The organism is Bradyrhizobium neotropicale (assembly GCF_001641695.1).
Lineage (GTDB): Bacteria > Pseudomonadota > Alphaproteobacteria > Rhizobiales > Xanthobacteraceae > Bradyrhizobium > Bradyrhizobium neotropicale.
In genome coordinates this window covers 249,750-265,088 of sequence record NZ_LSEF01000100.1, presented here as the reverse complement: position 1 = coordinate 265,088, position 15,339 = coordinate 249,750, and the positions used below count along the sequence as shown (strand labels likewise).

At 64.1% G+C, this 15,339-nt stretch carries 16 protein-coding genes and 1 pseudogene; 11 read left to right on the top strand and 6 right to left on the bottom strand.

Going from position 1 to position 15,339, the window contains the following annotated elements:
- Positions 1 to 425 precede the first annotated feature (425 nt).
- From AXW67_RS34710 to AXW67_RS34695, 4 genes are all read right to left on the bottom strand, one after another.
- A complete protein-coding gene (locus tag AXW67_RS34710; RefSeq protein WP_063681527.1) occupies positions 426 to 1,019 on the bottom strand; it encodes a cytochrome b/b6 domain-containing protein in 594 nt (197 codons plus the stop codon).
- 20 nt (positions 1,020 to 1,039) lie between these two features.
- On the bottom strand, positions 1,040 to 1,318 hold the full coding sequence (locus AXW67_RS34705; RefSeq protein WP_027554011.1) for a PepSY domain-containing protein: 279 nt from the start codon (positions 1,316 to 1,318) through the stop codon (positions 1,040 to 1,042).
- 204 nt (positions 1,319 to 1,522) lie between these two features.
- Positions 1,523 to 2,335, bottom strand: coding sequence for an SDR family oxidoreductase (locus AXW67_RS34700; RefSeq protein ID WP_063681526.1), 813 nt, complete (start codon positions 2,333 to 2,335; stop codon positions 1,523 to 1,525).
- A 142-nt stretch (positions 2,336 to 2,477) separates the two neighbouring features.
- Positions 2,478 to 2,828 (bottom strand): hypothetical protein, encoded by a 351-nt coding sequence (locus AXW67_RS34695; RefSeq protein WP_027554013.1) that lies wholly within the window; start codon positions 2,826 to 2,828, stop codon positions 2,478 to 2,480.
- 107 nt (positions 2,829 to 2,935) lie between these two features.
- Between AXW67_RS34695 and AXW67_RS34690 the strand changes: the two genes are divergently transcribed.
- Complete coding sequence (locus tag AXW67_RS34690; RefSeq protein WP_063681525.1) at positions 2,936 to 3,469, top strand: TetR/AcrR family transcriptional regulator; 534 nt, start codon at positions 2,936 to 2,938, stop codon at positions 3,467 to 3,469.
- Positions 3,470 to 3,550: 81 nt separating this feature from the next.
- Positions 3,551 to 3,748: a Trm112 family protein gene (locus AXW67_RS34685; protein ID WP_027554015.1), complete on the top strand. Its 198-nt coding sequence runs from the start codon at positions 3,551 to 3,553 to the stop codon at positions 3,746 to 3,748.
- Positions 3,749 to 3,810: 62 nt separating this feature from the next.
- On the opposite strand, the gene AXW67_RS34680 is transcribed toward AXW67_RS34685, so the two are convergent.
- Entirely contained in the window at positions 3,811 to 5,031 is a 1,221-nt protein-coding gene (locus AXW67_RS34680) for a ubiquinone biosynthesis hydroxylase (protein ID WP_063681524.1), read from the bottom strand.
- 235 nt (positions 5,032 to 5,266) lie between these two features.
- Here AXW67_RS34680 and tesB point away from each other — a divergent pair, with 235 nt between their 5' ends.
- Entirely contained in the window at positions 5,267 to 6,127 is an 861-nt protein-coding gene (gene tesB / locus AXW67_RS34675; protein WP_027554017.1) for an acyl-CoA thioesterase II, read from the top strand.
- Position 6,128: 1 nt separating this feature from the next.
- On the opposite strand, the gene AXW67_RS34670 is transcribed toward tesB, so the two are convergent.
- Positions 6,129 to 7,004 carry a DUF4339 domain-containing protein gene (locus AXW67_RS34670; protein ID WP_063681523.1) on the bottom strand — a complete coding sequence of 292 codons (876 nt, stop codon included), beginning with the start codon at positions 7,002 to 7,004 and terminating at the stop codon, positions 6,129 to 6,131.
- A 243-nt stretch (positions 7,005 to 7,247) separates the two neighbouring features.
- Between AXW67_RS34670 and AXW67_RS34665 the strand changes: the two genes are divergently transcribed.
- The 8 genes and pseudogenes from AXW67_RS34665 to AXW67_RS44530 all read left to right on the top strand — a co-directional run.
- A complete protein-coding gene (locus AXW67_RS34665) occupies positions 7,248 to 7,586 on the top strand; it encodes a P-II family nitrogen regulator (protein WP_027554019.1) in 339 nt (112 codons plus the stop codon).
- 74 nt (positions 7,587 to 7,660) lie between these two features.
- Positions 7,661 to 8,968, top strand: coding sequence for an ammonium transporter (locus AXW67_RS34660; RefSeq protein ID WP_063681522.1), 1,308 nt, complete (start codon positions 7,661 to 7,663; stop codon positions 8,966 to 8,968).
- A 310-nt stretch (positions 8,969 to 9,278) separates the two neighbouring features.
- Positions 9,279 to 9,617, top strand: a complete 339-nt coding sequence (locus AXW67_RS34655; RefSeq protein WP_027535364.1) for a P-II family nitrogen regulator — start codon at positions 9,279 to 9,281, stop codon at positions 9,615 to 9,617.
- A 37-nt stretch (positions 9,618 to 9,654) separates the two neighbouring features.
- Entirely contained in the window at positions 9,655 to 11,103 is a 1,449-nt protein-coding gene (locus AXW67_RS34650) for an ammonium transporter (protein WP_063681521.1), read from the top strand.
- 217 nt (positions 11,104 to 11,320) lie between these two features.
- Positions 11,321 to 12,910 (top strand): caspase family protein, encoded by a 1,590-nt coding sequence (locus tag AXW67_RS34645; RefSeq protein ID WP_063681567.1) that lies wholly within the window; start codon positions 11,321 to 11,323, stop codon positions 12,908 to 12,910.
- A gap of 122 nt (positions 12,911 to 13,032) precedes the next feature.
- On the top strand, positions 13,033 to 13,437 hold the full coding sequence (locus AXW67_RS34640) for a GFA family protein (RefSeq protein ID WP_063681566.1): 405 nt from the start codon (positions 13,033 to 13,035) through the stop codon (positions 13,435 to 13,437).
- Positions 13,438 to 13,753: 316 nt separating this feature from the next.
- Positions 13,754 to 14,968, top strand: a complete 1,215-nt coding sequence (locus AXW67_RS34635; protein ID WP_063681520.1) for an aminotransferase class I/II-fold pyridoxal phosphate-dependent enzyme — start codon at positions 13,754 to 13,756, stop codon at positions 14,966 to 14,968.
- A 9-nt stretch (positions 14,969 to 14,977) separates the two neighbouring features.
- Positions 14,978 to 15,339 (top strand): annotated as a pseudogene (locus AXW67_RS44530) (DNA translocase FtsK 4TM domain-containing protein); the annotation flags it as partial.

The following is a 15,339-nucleotide window of genomic DNA, read 5'->3' as shown; positions in this document are numbered from 1 at the left end:
TCGCGTCACCATCCGCTGCGAAAGCTCCACCAGAACTCAGGATCGATATTGCGGTCGCCGCCAGCAGAGCTGATCGGCTGGGGCATCGACGGCGTTCGAATCGAAATGCAAACGGATCAGTGGAAACGTGCCGTGACATTCGTGCCCCCAGGAATTGCGACATCCGGCCGCAGGAAAAACAGGCAAGAGCGTTCTTGGGAAGCAGAAGAAGGAAATTCGTGACTAGAATCACTCCACATTAGAATTAGAATAAATAAAAGAAACTCCTTCCCGCTACAGCGTCAGCAGTTGATATGATTGGAATCCCTACAGAAAGAGACGAGTGGGACTAGGAGACGCACTCGCGCATTTCGGATTGACTGTCCAGGCCTCAATCGGCGCCGTTGCCATCGCGCTCCAACAGTTCGATCGGAAGCCACCCGTGCTCAGGAGTGACCGCGGATGCGCTTGCGTCCCGTGATCATCGCGCGCACGAGGTTTTCGCGTTGGAGAATCGCCATCAGCACCACGCCCGCGACATGCAGCACGACGAGCACGATGACGGCATCCGAGGCATAGGCGTGAGTGTCCTCGACCCACCAGACGCCGAAGAAGGTGACCGTCACCGCCATCGCACCTGAGATCGCAGAGACGGCGAGCGTCAGCAGTAACGCCACCAGCATCAACGTGCCGGCGGGGTTGAGCCCGATATAGCGGCCGGTCATGCCGCGGCGCAGATTCAGCAGATAGCGCGGCGCGGCGCGAAGCCTGACCCCGACCATGCGAAAGCGCGCATAGCGGCTGCCATAGACGCCCCAAATCAGGCGGAAGGCCAACAGCCCGATCACGCTGTAGCCAGCGAAGCGGTGAAAGGTGTCATGGACGGTGGGCGTGAACCACGCGACCAGGACGAAGCCGGCGAGGAGCCAGTGCCAGAGCCGCAGCGGGAGGTCCCAGACCTCGACCATCCGCGGAGCGGTTCGGTCCGCGGGGGGCCGTCCGGCCACCCCGCGCGCATCTGGCACCGCTTCTTCCTTCAAGCCAGGATCACCTTAGACCGTCACTTTGCGATCGTGTGCTTCAGGCTGAGATCCTCGGGGCTGTAGAACAGCTCGTAGAGCTTGCCTTCCTTCACGCCATAGACCTCATAGCACGAACCCTCGATCTTGGAGCGCCGCACCTCATAGCCGGCCGCCTTGGCCTTGGCTTCGGCGTCACTTGCCGGCTTCCATGACGCTTTGTCGAGCTTGGTGCAATTCTTGAAGCCGTCGGCCATGGCCGCCGACCCCATGCTCATCCCGATCGACAGTGCAATGGCAACAACGCGAATGACCCTCACGAAAATCTCCTCCTGTTTCGTGTGCGCAACGCCTAGCGCGAAGCGCGATCGAAGGAAGCAAAGGAGATAGCGGAGTCAACTCGGTTCGGGCCTGAAAATGCTTTAGATATATTCTAACGTCGGCCAAAACCTCTGTGCCGCCCGCATGCAACGTGTATTTGATACCTCGCTGCGGCCTTACGCCTCATGAGTTGAGATCAGCTCCTAACCTGAACCTCGCATGCCCTGATACCGACGCTGCAGCCAATCCGCCCAGGAGAGCCGTCCGCGCACGCCACCGCTGACGACGAAGCCCATACCCTGTGCCCTCGCCTCCGAAAGGGCCAGCGGCAGGATCTTGCGGCTGAGTCCGCGGGCATCCCGGTATTGGCTGGCAAGCACAACAAGGCTGAGATCCTGGGGACCGCCGATCTCCGCGCGTTCGCCGCGTCCACCGTCGAACGCATATGCCACGACATGATCGGCGACATCCGACGTGTCGACGGGATTGAACAACGTCGTCGGCACCGGCCATGCCGGAAGCCAGGCGAGGCCAGAGAGCATGGCGTCAAGCAGATAGTAGAACGGCATCGCGCGAACGACAGACCACGGGGTCGCGGAGGCGCGGACCAGCCGTTCGCCGGCGAGCTTGACCCGGGCGTAAGGCAACGTGGCCCCTTCAAGGCCGACGATCGAGACGTGCAGGACGTGTCGCACCGACGTCTCCTGACAGAGCGACAGCAAGCGCTCCGTTCCCTCGACATCCACGGCAGAGGGAGACCGGAAGAAGTCCACGGGACGAATGCCGCCGCGCCGCGCGATGGGCGAGAAGGTCGCCGCATTGATGACGGTGTCAACGTCACGCAGCGCCTCGCGCAGTCCCGCGCCCGTGGCAAGATCGCCGATGACCCATTCGATATCCGATCGCGTGCCCGGCGATCTCGCAAAAACCCGAACGCGGTGCCCGTCTCGGACGAGGCGACGGACGATATCCTGACCCAAATGGCCCGTGCCGCCGGTGACTAGCGTCAATGCCATGCTTCAACATCCGTCAGCCCTGGGCACCGGCTCGCCCGTGGTCCGTCAGTCGTGCTCATGCGCGGCTCCATTGCGGCGTCCATAGCACGGCTCCATTTGGAGGCGTGGCATTTGAAGGCATGGCGCCTTGTTCGAGGGACGGTCAGTAGCCGGCAAGTGCCATCGCGACGACGGCGCTCATCCCGATCCAGCCGAAATGGCGTCCACGGTGCGCCCAGGCGTTGGCTAGTGCCGCAAAGCCGAACACAATCGCGAGCGTCACGATGATCCAATGACGCGCGAGATTCGACTCCATCCAAGGGACGGCGAAAAGCAGCACGCCGCCGCCGATCCACGCCACCGTGCCGGCCTGCCAGACCAGGCGAATGAGGGTGCGCAGACGTGGCGGTTCGATGCTGGCGCGGGTGAACACTTTTGTTTCGCCGAGCAGACCATGGATCAGCGCGATCACGATCGCGGCGGCGCCGGAACATTGGAGCAACAGATCGCGCATCGATAAGCCTCCATTCGATGGTTTTCCATACAGTACTGTATGGTGAGATAGGCGCTGGCGCGGCGCCTGTCAATACACTACTGTATGGTCAGGTAGCGGAACCAGACATGACCGAACAGCTCTCCGCCGACGACTGGATCAAACAAGGCCTCAAGGCGCTCGGCAAAAGCGGCTTCACCGCGCTCAAGGCCGATCCGCTGGCCAAAGCCATGGGCGTTTCGCGCGGCAGCTTCTACTGGCATTTTGCCGATCTCGGCGCGTTCCATGCGGCCGTGCTGAAGCGCTGGCGCGAAATCGCGGCCGAGCAGATCATCGCCGACGTCGAGGCGGACAGTGATGAGCCGCTGAAATCCTTGCTGCGCAGGTCGTTTGGCGCGCGGCTCGATCTCGAGCGGGCCGTGCGCAACTGGGCGGCGTTCGATCCGGCGGCGCAAGCAGCGGTCCGCGCCATCGACCGCCGCAGGCTCGACTATATCGAGGCGCTGCTGGCGAAGCGGGGGCTTGCCCCGGCGATGGCGGAGGCCCGCGCGCAGATCCTGTACTGGACGTTCCTCGGTTTCGCCCTGTCGGGCACGCCTATGCCGGCGGCACGGCTGAATATCCAGCTCGGCGAGCTCCTGCGGATGGTCTCTGCCTCGTGATCCGCGCGTAGCAATTCCGTTACATGGACGTTGGGCGGCTGCCGCTTCTGTGCTACAGGCAGCCGACCGCCGGAGACCATAATGAACGCGCCCACCGAACGCCCCGAAAACAGCGTCGATCCCAAGCTGCTGGAAATCCTGGTCTGCCCATTGACCAAGGGCCCGCTCGAATTCGACGCTGCCCGGCAGGAGCTGATCTCGCGCAGCGCAAAACTCGCCTATCCGATCCGCGACGGCATCCCGATCATGCTGCCGGAAGAGGCGCGCAAGATCGATTGAGGGTGGCGAACGGTGAGTGGCGAATAGGCCTACTCGCTATTCCCCACTCACAATCCGCCTCCTCACAACGCCTCGCCCTTCAGCAACCGCGGCACTTCGCCGGTGAGGCCGGCGGCCTGGCGGATGAACATGTTCTTCAGCGGCGGGGCGCGGTCGACGATACCGAGGCCGATATCGCGCACGGTACGCAGCAGCGTCGACTTGTTGGAGAACAGGAAGTTCAGCGAGTTGGTCGCGACACCCATCGCCATGGTGTCGAAGCGGCGCCAGCGCTGGTAGCGTTCGAGCACATCGGCCTGGCCAATGTCCATGCCGAGCCGCGCGGCGTCGACCACCACCTCGGCCAGCGCCGCGACATCCTTCAGCCCCATGTTGAGGCCCTGGCCGGCGATGGGGTGGATGACGTGGGCGGAATCGCCGACCAGCGCCATGCGCTCGGCAATGAAGGAACGCGCCACGAAATAGGACAGCGGGAACGCGCGCGGCTTGTCGAGCGCCTTCACCTCACCGAGATGCAGGCCGAAACGCTGCTCGAGCTCGCCATGGAAATCCTCCTCGCTCAGGCCAACGATGCGCGCAGCTTCCGCGCGTCGTTCGGTCCATACCAGCGATGAACGCTTGCCCGTGAGCGGCAGGATCGCGAACGGGCCCGCGGGCAGAAAGTGCTCTTCGGCGCGTCCCTCGTGGTCGCGCTCATGACCGACGGTGACGACGATGCCGGATTGATCATACTCCCAGCCATGGGTGGGGATGCCGGCGCGTTCGCGCAGCCTCGACCTCGCGCCATCCGCGGCGATCAGCAAGCTCGCTGCAATAACGCTGCCATCACCGAGCGTCACGTCGATGCCATCCGCGCGTGAGTCGTAGGACGTCACCGCAGTGGCGCGGAGATCGACGCCCTCGGCTGTCGCGCGCGCCACCAGCGCATCGATCAGGCGGCGGTTCTCGATCATATGTGCGAACGGCTCGCCCGGCGCGACATCGCCGGCAAAGTTCAAAAACACCGGACGGGTGGCGTCCTCGAGCTGCGAATCCGTGACGACCATGTCGAGGATCGGCTGCGCCTCGCCCTTGACGTCGTCCCAGGCGCCGATCACCTCGAACAGCCGCCGACAGGCGGCAACGATCGCGGTGGCGCGCGGGTCGCGGCTCGGCCGTGTGCTGAGCGCGGGATCGGCGACGATGACGGGCACGTCGGGCCCGAGCCCCTGGCGCAGCGCCAGCGCCAGCGCCAGGCCCGCAAACGCGCCACCACCAATGACAATGCTACCCTGTACCGACATACCCAAATTCCCGGCAAACGCTTCGGCTTTCCTGGGCCTTGCTAGCAGACTTGAGGTGGGCGAAACAGTGCGGTGAAACAAGGGCGGAACGGCCCAGTGTGTCATTCCGGGGCGATACGATGGGACCGCGCGAAGCGCGGCCCGGGTATCACCCGGAATCTCGCGCAATAACTTCCGGTTTTCCGGGTTCGCGCTGACGCGCACCCGGAAACACGGCAAGCAGGAAAGCACCGCCATGTCTAAAGGCCTGATCGACCTCATTTCGATCCTCGACCTCGAGCAGCTCGAGGTGAATCTGTTCCGCGGCAACAGCCCGAAGACGAGCTGGCAGCGGGTGTTCGGCGGGCAGGTGATCGGGCAGGCGATGGTTGCGGCCTGCCGCACCGTCGAAGGCCGGCTGCCGCACTCGCTGCATTGCTATTTCATCCTGCCGGGCGATCCGCAGATCCCGATCATCTACCAGGTCGAGCGCCTGCGCGACGGCAGGAGCTATTCGACCCGCCGCGTCACCGCGATCCAGCACGGCAACGCGATCTTCTCGATCATGGTTTCGTTCCATGCCGAGGAGGAGGGCGTCTTCGATCACCAGGACAAGATGCCCGACGTGCCGCCGCCGGAGAAGCTCACGGCGGAGGAGGTGGCCAAGCAGCCGATGTTCCGCGAGATGCCGGAATTCATCCGCCGCTACTACGAATCCGATCGTCCGATCGAGCTGCGCCCGGTCGAGATCGGCCGCTATTTCGGCCAGAAGATCGAGGACGGCCGCATCAATGTCTGGATCAAGACAGCGGCCAAACTGCCCGACGATCCGGCGCTGCACATGTGCGCGCTGGCCTATGCGTCCGACTTCTCACTGCTGGATGCGGTCATGGCGCGTTACGGCCGCACGCTGTTCGACAAGCGCATGATGCCGGCGAGCCTCGATCACGCGATGTGGTTTCACCGCCCCTTCCACGCCGACGAATGGCTGCTCTATTCGCAGGATTCGCCGAGCGCTCAGGACGGCCGCGGATTGACCCGCGGCCTGATCTTCAAGCCCGACGGCACGCTGGTGGCGTCCGTCGCGCAGGAAGGCTCCGTGCGCGAGCGGAAGTAATTCAGAAACCGTGATTCACCGCGCCGCGATCGGCGAGCGCGAATTGCGACACGTACCAGCGGCCGTACCAGCGCAGCATCCACGGAATCGGGATGATGAAGCTCGAGGCCAAGGAGAACACGAACGTTCGCCACAGGATCTCCCAACCGCTGCCGCTGAACACAACCTCGCGCCGCGTGCCTTCGATGTTGCGGCAGATCCAGCGCATCCAGAACGCCATCACCCACGCCCAGCCGATGATGGTGATGGTGGAAATGAACAACAGCAGGTACCAGCCGACATAGCCGACCGCACTGCCCTGAAACGAGATCGGCAGCCGCTCGCCATTCGAGGTGAGATTGGCCGCAATCCATCGGATGATCATCCAGGCGAGGAAGGCGTTGATCACCGTCGCAACGAGCGGCGCGAACGAAATGCCGGTGAAACTGGCATAAGTCAGGAGGCCGTTGGCCATGAACACCCACCAGATGTCCATCGGCTGGCCGGCAAAGCCGAAATTCGGGCGACCCGGCACGTGGATGTGCGACGTGATCCATTTGTAGAACCAGACGGCGACCCAGGGTGCGGGGATCACCAGCAGCATGCCGATGATGAACACGATGGTGCGACCGAGCAGACCGAAAACACTGAAATCGGCCGTGAGCGGTTGGTCAGTCCCGGCGCGCATCGGCGGGCCGCCGGCGGTCGGGATCATCGGCGGCGCACCGGCGCCCCCGATCAGTCCGGGAATTTCGGCGGCCTTCTGCCAGCCGGCCATGCCCTCGGTCCACACCAGCGTGTCCGGGCGGACGACACCCTGGCTTACGAGATCGCGGAATTGCGCTTCGGGATAGGGCCCCTGCTGCTTGCCCTCGGATGCGTAGAACCAACTCGCCATGAAGCGCCCCCTCAAGTCCCAAAATACTTATGTACCGTTCGGCACGCGCAGGTTCACCGCATCCATGCCAAAAATGCATTGTGAGGGATGAACGGCTGCCATGTACAGAGGCGACGGCCGGAGACCACCCGCGTTTTTCCCCTTCAATCTGCAACTTTTTTGTGCCATTTGCCCGGAAAGATGCCAGATTGACGCAGCGCCGGGGACATTCGGCGTGGCGTAGCCCGGGGAATAGGCCTGACCATGAAACTCGTCGTCGCGATCATCAAACCCTTCAAGCTCGATGAGGTCCGTCAGGCGCTGACGGCGATCGGCGTCCACGGCATGACCGTGACCGAAGTGAAGGGCTATGGCCGCCAGAAGGGGCACACCGAGATCTATCGCGGCGCCGAATATGTCGTGAACTTCCTGCCGAAGCTGCGGATCGAGATCGCGGTCCCGTCCGACATCGCCGACAAGGCCGTCAGCGTGATCACCGCGACGGCGCGCACCGGCCAGATCGGCGACGGCAAGATCTTCGTCACGCCGATCGACCACGCGCTGCGCATCCGCACCGGCGAAACCGACAGCGACGCGCTCTAACAATCGTCTTCTTCGATCGCACCGGGCGACGACGCCACAGGGTGCGACGCGACTTCTATGCTGGGGGAAACGACATGGCGGGATTCTTGCGCCGCGCAGCGACATTTGCTGCGCCGATTGGACTTGCGTTGACAGTTTCGCCGGCAACGCCCGCGCATGCCGCCAGCTCCGAGATCAACACCGCCGACACCGCCTGGATGATCGTCGCCACCGCCCTGGTGCTGATGATGACGATCCCGGGGCTGGCGCTGTTCTATTCCGGCATGGTGCGCAAGAAGAACGTGCTCGCAACCATGGCGCAGAGTCTCGCCGCGGTGACGCTGATCTCTATTCTCTGGGTCGCGTTCGGTTACTCGCTCTGCTTCGTCGGCGACGGTCCGTGGCTCGGCACGCTCGACCGCTGGTTTCTCGTCGGCATGACGATGGACAGCGTGAACCCCGCCGCCAAGACGATTCCGGAAGCGCTGTTCATGCTCTACCATATGACCTTCGCCATCATCACGGTGGCGCTGGTGGCGGGCTCGGTCGCCGACCGCATGCGTTTCTCCGCCTATCTGTTGTTCTCCATCGCCTGGTTCATCTTCGTCTACATTCCGCTGGCGCATTGGGTGTGGGGCGGCGGCTTCCTCGCCGGCATGGGCGTGCTGGATTTCGCCGGTGGCCTCGTGGTGCATCTGTCGGCCGGCACCGGCGGTCTCGTGGCGGCGAAGGTGATGGGACGCCGTCATGGCTACGGCATCGACAACCTCTCACCGTTCGATCTCTCGCTCGCCGTCATGGGCACGGGCCTGCTCTGGGTTGGCTGGTTCGGCTTCAACGGCGGCTCGGCGGGCGCGGCCAATGCGCGTGCCGTGATGGCGATCATCGCGACGCATCTCGCGGCCTGCTCCGGCGCGCTAACATGGGGCGCGATCGAATGGTCGACGCGGCGCAAACCCTCGGTGCTCGGCATGATCTCCGGCGCGGTGGCAGGCCTCGGCACCATCACGCCGGCCTCGGGTTTCGTCGCGCCGTGGCACGGCATCGTCATCGGCGTCATCGCCGGGGCGGTCTGCTACTGGGCCTGCACCTGGCTGAAGCACCGCTTCAAGTACGACGACTCGCTGGACGTGTTCGGCGTCCACGGCATCGGCGGGCTGACCGGTACCCTGCTGGCCGGCGTGTTCGCGACCAGCGCCATCGGCGGCACGGCGGGCCTGCTCGAGGGCCATCCCCAGCAGCTGCTGATCCAGCTCTACGGCGTCGCCGTTACCTTTGCGTGGTCGGCGGGCGTGAGTTTCGTCCTGCTCAAGCTGGTCGCCCTGTTCGTGCCCTTGCGCGTATCTCGTGAGCACGAGCTGGAAGGGCTCGATATTTCGCAGCACGGCGAGGCCCTGCAGTAAGCCTACCCCCACCAAAGTACCGGAAGGCTGCCCGGCGCGTGAGCAACATTGTGTCGGCAGCCTGTCATGCCTGCACTTTGAGCAGGCCTGACTACGTTTTGAGCGCGACGTAATAGCGCACCGCGCCGCACCACCCGTCGAGCGCGAAAACCCCCGCTTTCATAGTCCGTTAGGCAAGGCGGACGATCTGGCACGGCATTTGATTCTACGGGTCCCGGCTGTGCCCGCGTAGTGAAACTTCTCCCTCGTGGCGAACCAGTCGAGAAACGCCCGGCCACGTCCGGACCGGGCCCAAGCGGGGATAGGACCCATGAAAATTGTTATGGCGATTATCAAGCCATTCAAGCTGGAAGAAGTCCGTGACGCCCTGACCGCCATCGGCGTTCACGGTCTTACGGTGACGGAAGTCAAGGGATACGGCCGTCAGAAAGGCCACACGGAAATCTATCGCGGCGCCGAATACGCCGTGAGCTTCCTGCCCAAGATCAAGATCGAAGTCGCTGTCGCCTCCGAGCAGGTCGACAAGACCATCGACGCCATCACGTCCGCTGCGAAAACCGGACAGATCGGCGACGGCAAGATCTTCGTCATCAACCTCGACCATGCGGTTCGCATCCGCACCGGCGAGGCCGACGCCGCGGCCCTTTGATTTCGCGCTCAACCTTATCCAATCAGGAGTAAATGAAATGACGTTTAAGCGTCCCTATGGCGCGGGATTGGCGGCTCTCGCAGTCGGCATGTTCGCTGCGACCGCGGCCTACGCCGAGCCAACGGTCAACAAGGGAGACAACGCCTGGATGCTGACATCGACAGTGCTCGTGCTGTTGATGACGATCCCCGGCCTCGCGCTGTTCTATGGCGGCCTCGTCCGCTCCAAGAACATGCTCTCGGTCCTGATGCAGGTGTTCTACACCGTCTGCGTCGTCACCGTGATCTGGGCCGTGTACGGCTACAGCCTCGCCTTCACCACCGGTTCCGACTTCATCGGCGGCTTCTCGAAGGCCTTCATGATGGGTGTCACGACCGACTCGAAGGCCGCGACGTTCAGCGTCGACGCCAACATCTCGGAGCTCATCTACGTGTGCTTCCAGATGACCTTCGCGGCGATCACGCCCGCCCTCATCGTCGGCGCCTTCGCCGAGCGCATGAAGTTCTCGGCGATCGCCCTGTTCATCCCGCTCTGGGTCACGCTGATCTACTTCCCGATCGCGCACATGGTCTGGTACTGGCCCGGCCCGGACGCGATCCAGGATGCGGCCAAGGCACTCGCTGCGGCGGGTGATGCGGCGGCGAAGACCGCGGCGCAGGCCAAGCTCGACGAGATCAACGCCGACGCCGGCTGGATCTTCAAGAAGGGCGCGATCGACTTCGCGGGCGGCACCGTCGTTCACATCAACGCCGGTATCGCCGGTCTCGTCGGCGCGCTTCTGATCGGCAAGCGCATCGGCTACGGCAAGGAGCTGATGGCTCCGCACTCGCTGACCATGTCGATGATCGGCGCCTCGCTGCTCTGGGTCGGCTGGTTCGGCTTCAACGCCGGCTCCAACCTCGAAGCCAATGGCGGCGCAGCCCTCGCCATGACCAACTCCTTCGTCGCCACCGCGGCCGCCGCGCTGTCGTGGATGTTCGCGGAGTGGATCGTGAAGGGTCATCCGTCGGTGCTCGGCGTCATCTCCGGCGCCGTCGCGGGCCTCGTGGCGGTCACCCCGGCGGCCGGCTATTCCGGCGTGATGGGTGCGATCGTCCTCGGCCTCGTGGTCGGCGTGGTCTGCCTGTTCTTCTGCACCGTCGTGAAGAACGCGCTCGGCTACGATGACTCCCTCGACGTGTTCGGCGTGCACTGCGTCGGCGGCATCGTCGGCGCTCTCGGCACCGGCATCCTGGTCAACCCGGCGCTCGGTGGTGCGGGCATCATCGACTACACCGCGATCCCGCCGAAGGTTGCCGATTACGACTTCGCGGCGCAGATGCTGTCCCAGACCTGGGGCGTCTGCACCACGCTGGTGTGGTCGGGCGTCGGCTCGGCGATCCTCTACAAGGTCGTCGACGTGATCGTTGGCCTGCGCACCAATGTCGAGAGCGAGCGTGAAGGCCTCGACATCACCGAGCACACCGAGCGCGCCTACAACATGTAACTCTTCTCCCGGGGCGCGATCTCCTCGGGGATCGCGCCCAGAACTACGGTTTGGGCACATACCCGGCAATGCCCCGACCGTTGAGGGGCTCCAGCGCAAGTTGGAGCCCCTTTCTTTTTGTGCCGCCGCAGCGCGTCCAGCGACGGGATCACCGTAAGTCAAATTGCAAAATGTCAAAGTCGGCGAATATCATGCTCCCCATTTGGAGCTGAGTTTCATGCGTTTGTTTCAATGCCTGGCTTTGTGCTTCCTGTCGTTTGCTCTGTCGGCGCTTGACGCCCATGCCGATAAGCGCGTCGCGCTGGTGATCGGCAACGGCGCCTACAGGAACGTTCCTACGCTGCCCAATCCGACCAACGACGCCGCCGACGTCGGGGCGGCGCTAAAGCGGGCCGGATTCGATCCTCTGGTCGCAACCGATCTCGACCAGGCCGCAATGCAGGAGGCCGTCCTTCGCTTTGCGCGCGACGCCCGCGGCGCGGACGTTGCCTTGTTCTATTACAGCGGGCACGCGCTCCAGTTCGCCGGCGTCAATTATCTCGTGCCCGTCGATGCGGTCGTCCGCGACGAGGTCGACCTGCGACGCCTCGTGCGCGCCGACGAAATCCTTGCAGACCTGCAGCAGGCGAAGAACCTGCGCATCCTCGTGCTCGATGCCTGCCGCGACAATCCATTTGCCGACGAGCTGCGCCGCAACGTAGGGCAGGGCCGCGGGGTAGCGGTGGCGCGCGGGCTGGCCAAGATGGAGAGCCCGGACGGCACGATCATCTCCTACGCAACCCAGGCCGGCCGGACCGCCGACGACGGCGACGGCCGCAATAGTCCCTATACCAGCGCGTTCCTCGAACACATCCGCGACAGGGACAACATCAATACGGTGTTTCAGACCATCAGCGCCGGCGTCTACCAGCGGACCAAAGGCACGCAGGTGCCTGAACTCTCACTGTCATTCTTTGGCGAGTATTATTTGAACGGCAAGCCCGAGACGGCTGCGCTGGCGCCATCGGCGCCCCAGGCCGATCCCTGCGCGGATGCCGCCGATCATTGGCGTAGCGCGGAAGCGCTCGGAACGCTTGCGGCATTCAAGGACCACCTCGTCCGCTTCCCGGCCTGCGCGTTCGCGGACCTCGCGAAATCGCGCATCGCAGCGCTGGCAAAATCCGCAGATGACGACAAGCGCACGACCGCCTTCGACGGCACCTGGATCGGCAAGGAAACCTGCGAGAGCAAACCGCCCTTTCCGGAGGGCTATTACCAGTACGCCTTGCGCATCAAGGATGGGGTCCTTCACTCCGTTTTCGGCGAGGAGGGCAAGCCCGGTTCGTCCGTCTTTGATGGAAGGATCGAGGCCGATGGCAGCGCCAGCATCACAGTCAAAGGTCTCTTTGCCGACAATGACCCGCTGCGCCGACCCGCCGGCAGTCCCTACCAGTACAAGGTCGCACTCGCGCTGAAGGAAACGAGCGGGGCCGGCGTTCGCACCGAGACGCCGCGGCCGTGCCGGATGGAATTGTCGAAGCTCGCACCGGATGCAAACCCACCTCATGTCGATTCAAAACGGGCGACCAAGCGCGACGACAAGACGGCCGTCATCCCGCCCGAACAGCGGGAAGGTGGAAAGGCCCGGCAGACCGGGGGAGGGTTGAGCTGTTCGATGATGCGGAGCAAGTGCGCCGTAAACTGCGTCGGTATCAGCGGCAATCCGAATTGCGCTTCAACCGCTTGTCCGCGGCTGGAAGCGGAGTGCATGAGCAGCGGATGCTGGCGCGGGCGCGGGTTCAGCGGCTGCGGACTGGCCAAAAGATAGCTGCCGCAGGCCTGTTGCGGGGCGATGTCTTTTTCGTCCGCGCGCGCAAAAGAAAAAGATTGCCATTCGAGGCCGCCGGCGCAGAAATATCGGCCTCAACGAACAACAAAAGGGAGGTCGCCATGCGACTGGAAGGTGGATGCTATTGCGGCGAGGTGCGGTACGTCGCCGAGGGCGACCCGATGATGCAGGCGCAGTGTCATTGCCGCGAGTGCCAGTACATCTCGGGCGGCGCGCCCAACACCTTCATCGCAATGCCTGCGGCCGGCTTCACCTACATCACCGGGCACCCCAAGCAGTTCACCCGCAAGGACCTCGAACGCGCCGTCACCCGAGAATTCTGCGCCGAGTGCGGCACCCATCTGGTGACCAAGGTTCCGGGCCTCCCTGCCGCGATCCTAAAGGTCGGCACGCTGGATGAGCCCGCGCAGTTCCACCCACAAATGGCGATCTACACCTGCGACAAGCAGGAGTTCCATCAGATCCCCACGGGCATGCCGACATTCGAGAAGCTGCCGGGTCACTAGGGAAGCTGCACTGATCACGCCCGATCAAGCGTCAGCGCGCGTCGGTCATGACGACGCGCGAAAGATCGGGATGACGATCCGTATCGGCGCGGACCGTGCGCTGCACGACGGGCTCGTCCAACATCGAGCCATCGGGAACCGGCGGTCCTCGCGGAAGGGCGCATCCCATTGTTCCCGTCTAATTATTCCGGTCTGGACGGACCCGCCCGCCGATGGTTAATCGCGTCTTAACCTCGCCCTATCTATGGTGAACTGAACCGCTTCCCGCCGGCGCCTTTCCGTGACCGGCAGTTCCAAGAGTGCTGGCGCCCAACGAATGGCCATGACCGCTTCATCCCGTGCGCCGCTGGGCGGTGGAAGCTCCGATTCCCAACGCTCGCCCTTCGTCCGGCTGAACGAGCTCCTCGCGCCGCATCAACCCGGCAAGCCCTTGATTTCGCTTGCCGTTGGGGAGCCGCAGCATCCGGTGCCGGACTTCGTCGGCCCGGTGCTGGCCAAGCACACCGCCGATTTCGGCCGTTACCCGATGAACCAGGGCACCGAGCCGTTCCGCCAAGCAGCGAGCGCCTGGCTATCGTCGCGCTTCAAGCTGCCGCGACCGCTCGACCCCAAGAGCGAGATTCTCGTCCTCAATGGCAGCCGCGAGGGGCTGTTCCTCGCCGCGATCGCAGCAGCGCGCTATGTCGGTCCGCGTCCCGGCAAGCCGGCCATCCTGATGCCGAACCCGTTCTATCCGGTCTATGGCGCCGGCGCCGGTGCCGCAGCCTGTGAGGCGGTCTATCTGCCGACCACCGTCGAAAACGGCTTCCTGCCTGATCTCGACGCCATCGACGAGGCGACGCTGGCGCGCACCGTGGCGTTCTATCTGGCCTCGCCCGCCAATCCGCAAGGCTCAGTCGCCAAGCCCGACTATTTCAAGCGCTTGAAACAGCTCGCCGATCGCTACGGCTTCATGATCCTCAGCGACGAGTGCTACTCGGAAATCTATACCCGCGAAGCACCGGGCAGTGCACTCGAATGCGCCGGCCCCGATTTCACCCGCGTGGCTGCGTTCCAGTCGTTGTCGAAGCGCTCGAACCTTCCGGGCCTGCGCGTCGGCTTCGCCGCTGGCGACAAGAAGTTCATCGGCATGTTCCTGGAGCTGCGCAACATCGCGGCGCCGCAGGTGCCGGTGCCGCTGCAGCATGTCGGCGCGGTCGCCTATGGCGACGAGGCGCATGTCGAGGAGAACCGCAGGCTCTATCGGATCAAGTTCGATCTCGCCGACCAGATCATCGGCAATCGTTATGGCTATCGCCGGCCCGACGGCGGCTTCTGCGTCTGGCTCAACATCTCCGAACTCGGCGACGACGTGGCCGTGACCGTTAAGCTCTTCAAGGACGCCGGCGTGCGTGTGGTGCCAGGCAGCTACCTGGCGCGGCTGCAGCCCGACGGCTTCAATCCGGGCGCGGGCTTCATTCGCCTCGCGCTGGTGCAGGACGGTGAGACCACAGCCCAGGCGCTGCATCGCCTGGTCGAGACTCTGGGTTAGGCGGGGCCCATGAGCATGTCGGCAATCGAACGTGTCATTCCACTGGTCGGCCATCTGCCACCCTCGATCCGGGAGGCGCTGACGCGGCGTATGCGCGAGCTCACCGGCCTCGGCCTGATCGGATTGTCGGGCGTCGCCGCGACCGCGCTGATGACCTGGTCGGTGCAAGACCCCAGCCTCAGCCACGCGACCTCGCGGCCGATCCGAAACATTTTGGGCTATGCCGGCGCGATCGGCGCCGACCTCGCCATGCAGATCCTAGGGCTGGGCGCGATCATGCTGGTCCTGACCGTCGCGGTCTGGGGCTGGCGCATGCTGACCCACCGTCCCTTCGACCGCGAGGCGTTGCGGCTCGGTTCCTGGATTCTCTG

Excerpts from the sequence above, each read along its gene's own strand:
- AXW67_RS34685 (WP_027554015.1), top strand. The coding sequence starts at position 3,551 with ATGAACGCGCCCACCGAACGCCCCGAAAACAGCGTCGATCCCAAGCTG.
- AXW67_RS34655 (WP_027535364.1), top strand. The coding sequence starts at position 9,279 with ATGAAAATTGTTATGGCGATTATCAAGCCATTCAAGCTGGAAGAAGTC.
- AXW67_RS34670 (WP_063681523.1), bottom strand. The coding sequence starts at position 7,004 with ATGGCGAGTTGGTTCTACGCATCCGAGGGCAAGCAGCAGGGGCCCTAT.
- AXW67_RS34680 (WP_063681524.1), bottom strand. The coding sequence starts at position 5,031 with ATGTCGGTACAGGGTAGCATTGTCATTGGTGGTGGCGCGTTTGCGGGC.
- AXW67_RS34635 (WP_063681520.1), top strand. The coding sequence starts at position 13,754 with ATGGCCATGACCGCTTCATCCCGTGCGCCGCTGGGCGGTGGAAGCTCC.
- AXW67_RS34665 (WP_027554019.1), top strand. The coding sequence starts at position 7,248 with ATGAAACTCGTCGTCGCGATCATCAAACCCTTCAAGCTCGATGAGGTC.
- AXW67_RS34650 (WP_063681521.1), top strand. The coding sequence starts at position 9,655 with ATGACGTTTAAGCGTCCCTATGGCGCGGGATTGGCGGCTCTCGCAGTC.
- AXW67_RS34695 (WP_027554013.1), bottom strand. The coding sequence starts at position 2,828 with ATGCGCGATCTGTTGCTCCAATGTTCCGGCGCCGCCGCGATCGTGATC.
- AXW67_RS34690 (WP_063681525.1), top strand. The coding sequence starts at position 2,936 with ATGACCGAACAGCTCTCCGCCGACGACTGGATCAAACAAGGCCTCAAG.
- AXW67_RS34700 (WP_063681526.1), bottom strand. The coding sequence starts at position 2,335 with ATGGCATTGACGCTAGTCACCGGCGGCACGGGCCATTTGGGTCAGGAT.
- tesB (WP_027554017.1), top strand. The coding sequence starts at position 5,267 with ATGTCTAAAGGCCTGATCGACCTCATTTCGATCCTCGACCTCGAGCAG.
- AXW67_RS34645 (WP_063681567.1), top strand. The coding sequence starts at position 11,321 with ATGCGTTTGTTTCAATGCCTGGCTTTGTGCTTCCTGTCGTTTGCTCTG.
- AXW67_RS34640 (WP_063681566.1), top strand. The coding sequence starts at position 13,033 with ATGCGACTGGAAGGTGGATGCTATTGCGGCGAGGTGCGGTACGTCGCC.
- AXW67_RS34660 (WP_063681522.1), top strand. The coding sequence starts at position 7,661 with ATGGCGGGATTCTTGCGCCGCGCAGCGACATTTGCTGCGCCGATTGGA.